Source organism: Segatella maculosa DSM 19339 = JCM 15638 (assembly GCF_000382385.1).
In the GTDB taxonomy this organism is placed as follows: domain Bacteria; phylum Bacteroidota; class Bacteroidia; order Bacteroidales; family Bacteroidaceae; genus Prevotella; species Prevotella maculosa.
In genome coordinates this window covers 1-3,960 of the sequence record NZ_KB908366.1, presented here as the reverse complement: position 1 = coordinate 3,960, position 3,960 = coordinate 1, and the positions used below count along the sequence as shown (strand labels likewise).

The 3,960-nt window shown below is 41.0% G+C and carries 2 protein-coding genes and 2 pseudogenes; 2 read left to right on the top strand and 2 right to left on the bottom strand.

The features are described from left to right. Positions 1–606 (top strand): IS256 family transposase (locus H164_RS14825; RefSeq protein ID WP_019969231.1); only part of this gene is annotated, 606 nt, incomplete at its 5' end. Between the two features lie 187 nt (positions 607–793). Here H164_RS14825 and H164_RS0114135 read toward each other — a convergent pair. Then, positions 794–2,143 carry a DUF389 domain-containing protein gene (locus H164_RS0114135; protein ID WP_019969230.1) on the bottom strand — a complete coding sequence of 450 codons (1,350 nt, stop codon included), beginning with the start codon at positions 2,141–2,143 and terminating at the stop codon, positions 794–796. A gap of 168 nt (positions 2,144–2,311) precedes the next feature. Between H164_RS0114135 and H164_RS16020 the strand changes: the two are divergent. Then, a pseudogene (locus tag H164_RS16020) lies at positions 2,312–2,578 on the top strand (transposase); the annotation flags it as partial. Positions 2,579–3,132: 554 nt separating this feature from the next. Here the strand turns inward: H164_RS16020 and H164_RS15745 are convergent. Continuing rightward, positions 3,133–3,960, bottom strand: a pseudogene (locus tag H164_RS15745) (hypothetical protein); the annotation flags it as partial.

Genomic DNA, 3,960 nt, shown 5'->3' with positions numbered 1-3,960 from the left:
TATGTCTCCAAGAGTGAGGGCGCAAACTTCTGGTTAGAGGTTCTAAGCGATCTTCAGAACAGAGGTGTCCGGGATATACTGATATGCTGCATTGATGGTCTGAAAGGCTTTCCTGATGCTATACAGAGCGTATTCCCCAATACAAGTGTCCAACTCTGTATTGTCCATCAAATACGCAACTCTATCAAACACGTTGGCAGTAAGCATCAAAAGGAGTTCCTTGGTGACCTTAAGACAGTATATGGTGCCGTCAGCAAAGAGACTGCGGAAACGCAGTTAGACGCACTCGCAGGTAAGTGGGGAGAAATGTACCCCATCGTCATAAAATCATGGCGTGACAACTGGGAGCGCCTCACGGAATACTTCCAGTATACGCCTGCGATACGTAAGCTGATATACACCACCAACACGGTTGAAGGCTACCACAGGCAAGTACGTAAGGTAACAAAGAACAAAGGAGTTTTCCCGTCCGATACTTCTCTCGAAAAACTTGTGTATCTGGCATACCGGAACATACGTGAGAAGTGGACTATGCCACTTGCCAACTGGGCCCAGATATCACAACAATTAGCAATAAAATTTGGAGAACGTTTTGAGATTATGTAACTTTGCCCGCAAAGAAAGGCTCCTCATCTGACTGGCACGATTAAAAATCGTGTCATCCAAATGAGGTAAAATATAAAGGATTAGAGCCTTGACACAGTTGAAATTACACGACCTTCTTCTAAGAGTATATGGGTGAAAATTGAGAGGCTGGTAGGTTTTGCAGAGGTCTCGTTAATGTAAGATATGATTATGGAGTTATTATCAATCTGAGACTATCTGCTTTACAACGTTCCTTAAGCCAGAGTTGTAGTCTTTGTCTGTTTGAACTATTAAATCTTAACTTACTGTTTATAATTACAACTATATATCTTTTGTGATTGGCTGAATCTGTCTCAAATTCCTTGATATTTGAGATGCTGATTTGACTAACAGAAGGAAAAAGTTGTTTCATCTCACCGGAAACTTCAGAACTTAAAGACTCGTAACGTGTATAGGTTTCCAATTGTTTTTCCAACTCATGAATTTGTTGTGATTGTTCTATTATTTTTTTGTCATTAGCTTCCCTTGACATTGTGACTGTCGAAAGTTCTTTATTCATGAGTAATAGGCTGTCGGATTGGTCTCCCTGAATAATATTGAGCTTGTAGTCGGCCAACTGATACTTGGATAGCTTCTTGCTTGCTTTCTTGATGGTATCATGCGAAATTATTTTCCCCAAAGCAACTATATTGAGCATTTTGTCATGCTCATTGATATTCTGTGATAAAATATGTGTACCTTTAAACGTCAGTTCTTCCCTTACAAAGCTCCTTAGATTATTTTTAGTAATGCTCTGTTTAATGATAAGCATGGTCATATATGCAGCAGGGAGCATGGTCAATACCACGACAGCCATAATAAATCTTTTAACCTTGACTATCTTTTCGGCATCAATGATGGTGGTCTGCCTGAATTTGAGCATTCTGGTTCCAACGAAAGTTGCCAGACAAATAAAAACGGTATTGATAAAGAATAGATAGAAAGCCCCAAAGAAATAGGATAATTTTCCAACTGCAATTCCATATCCAGCTGTACACAGTGGTGGCATGAGTGCTGTGGCAATTGCTACGCCCGGAATAACATTACCTTTGCCTTTTGTAGCCAATGCTATGAATCCGGCAGCTCCACCTAAAAGAGCAATCAGCACATCATAGAGCGATGGAGAAGTTCGTGCCAATAACTCTGATTGTGCTTCGTTCAAAGGTGTAATTAAAAAATAAATGGTGGCTGTGAGCACACTGATAACCGTAGCTATCAGATAATTGATTGCCGAACGTTTCAACAATCCAATATCATAAATACCAACAGCCAATCCAATACCGATGATAGGTCCCATTAAGGGGGAAATCAGCATGGCACCAATGATAACTGCCGTAGAATTGACATTTAATCCCAAAGAAGCAATGAAGATAGCAAAAATCAATATCCATAGCTGTGCTCCATGGAAACTAATGGAACTTTCTACATTCTCAATCGTAGTCTGTTCATCTTCCTTGTCAGCATTGATATTGAAGTATTTTTTTAGTAATTTGAAGAATGATAATTCTTGGTGTTTCATAAGAATAACTTTTTTAGAGTCGCTTGCAAAGATATAAAAAAAAGTTATAAAAGAGAGAAATACTTGCTTGTATGTTGTCAAACAAAAGTGTACAACTGCAAATGTAGTTATTTACTCTGAAATTTCATTTTTTTTATTGGTTGACTCTTTAATTGAGAATAAAAAACCCTCAAACGTATGAAACTTAAAAGTCGTATCATGCATAAGGGAACAAGAGGACATGAAATTACTGAAAGGCAGCAACGTATCAACATTACTATGAGTAAGACACGCTACAAAGTAGAACGCACCTTTGGTTCTATGCATAGATGATTTGGTGTTGGAATAGCAAGATACGTCGGACTTTCAAAAACACATGCGCAGCATATTATGGAATCCATTGCCTACAACTTATACCGAACGCCAGGGATTATTGTGTCAAATTGTATCAGATAATATGAAAATACACCGATAAAAGAATATTATCTACTCAAAAATAACCTCCAGCGGCATCTTTTGGTCAAAAATATTCATTCTTCTAAGAGTATATGGGAGAAAATTGAGAGGGTGTTGGTTTTGCAGAGGTCTCGGTAACAACAAACCTTATAATAAGTTCCACTAAGAACGTCCGCTTCCTACACGGAGGTCAACTCTTGCTATCACCCATTAAAAGATTGCACTTCTATCTTGAATGTTTAGAGAAAATAGTAAGTGTCCCCTCTCCATTCAATGACTTTTAACCTCCGTTCGGTTTGCTCTTCATGGAACGGAAACTTACAAAGTGAGAGGAGAGCAAACGATTGATAAGCTCGTTTGCCTTCCCCCCTTTTTACATTCATACTAACCGTGCGAAATGACGGGAGTATAAGTCGTGGACTACGGGAGTATAATCCGTGCCCCACGGAAGTATAAGTCGTCAAATTACACACCCGGCATACGTTTACAGACGGATTAATATTAAAGTAAACTAACTCGAATTTTCAATTATTGAATTTCTATTTCCTCGTTTATCAGAAGTGAACGAAAGGCAATACGCCTCCATTATACATCGTTTTCCATATAGCGAAAACTTGAATTCGATCGTCTCCGCTACCGAAACTCAATGAACACCCTGCCGGTTGATAGCTCCGAGAGGTGGGTGTTCCGTCTACTTGTGTACTGGTTGAAAGGAATGTGGAAGGGATACCGTTTCCTCCAGCCTGAACAATATAGTTATTCAACTTCTCTAAAGCATGACCATCCGAGAAAGTCGGGTCACCACCAAACCATGGGTTACTGGGGTTTTTCCATATCGTGGGGAATTTAAGGTCTTTCGCCGTGAGTTTGAAGAATTCCATCAACTGTCCCCAACTTGGCAAGAACCATTTACCGACGTTGGCACCCGTCACCGTCACGCCCGGGTTATAATGTCCGGCAACATAGAAGGCCGGGTATTTGGTTTGTTCGTCGCCGCGCACCTTCCCATCAAGGCTGCTGGTTTTGTCCCATGTCCAATCGTAACCGTTCATATCTGCCAAACCAGCATTAGGATCTGGATAACACACCTTATTGTTCTGATAAGAATTACCACTACCGGCGGGAGGATCGTCTTGCTCCCAAATCACATTCGGCGTATAGTTCAGTGCTGCAGCCAAGCCTTTACCCGAGGCCGTCTTTTCTGTTACAACAATACCGATGGGCGTGCGCGACCCCTTCTCGGCCAATGCGCCGCAGGTGCCGTCTTCAAAGAGGTAGAGGGCGGGGGTGGGTTTGAGCTTAAGGTTGATGGTGTAGCTGCCGTTTTCGATCGTTCCGATGGCGGGGTCGAAGGTACAATCTACGGTTTTGTTCACTGTCTT

Bases quoted from the DNA above. Each gene is read 5' to 3' on its own strand.
- H164_RS0114135 (WP_019969230.1), bottom strand. From the start codon at position 2,143: ATGAAACACCAAGAATTATCATTCTTCAAATTACTAAAAAAATACTTC.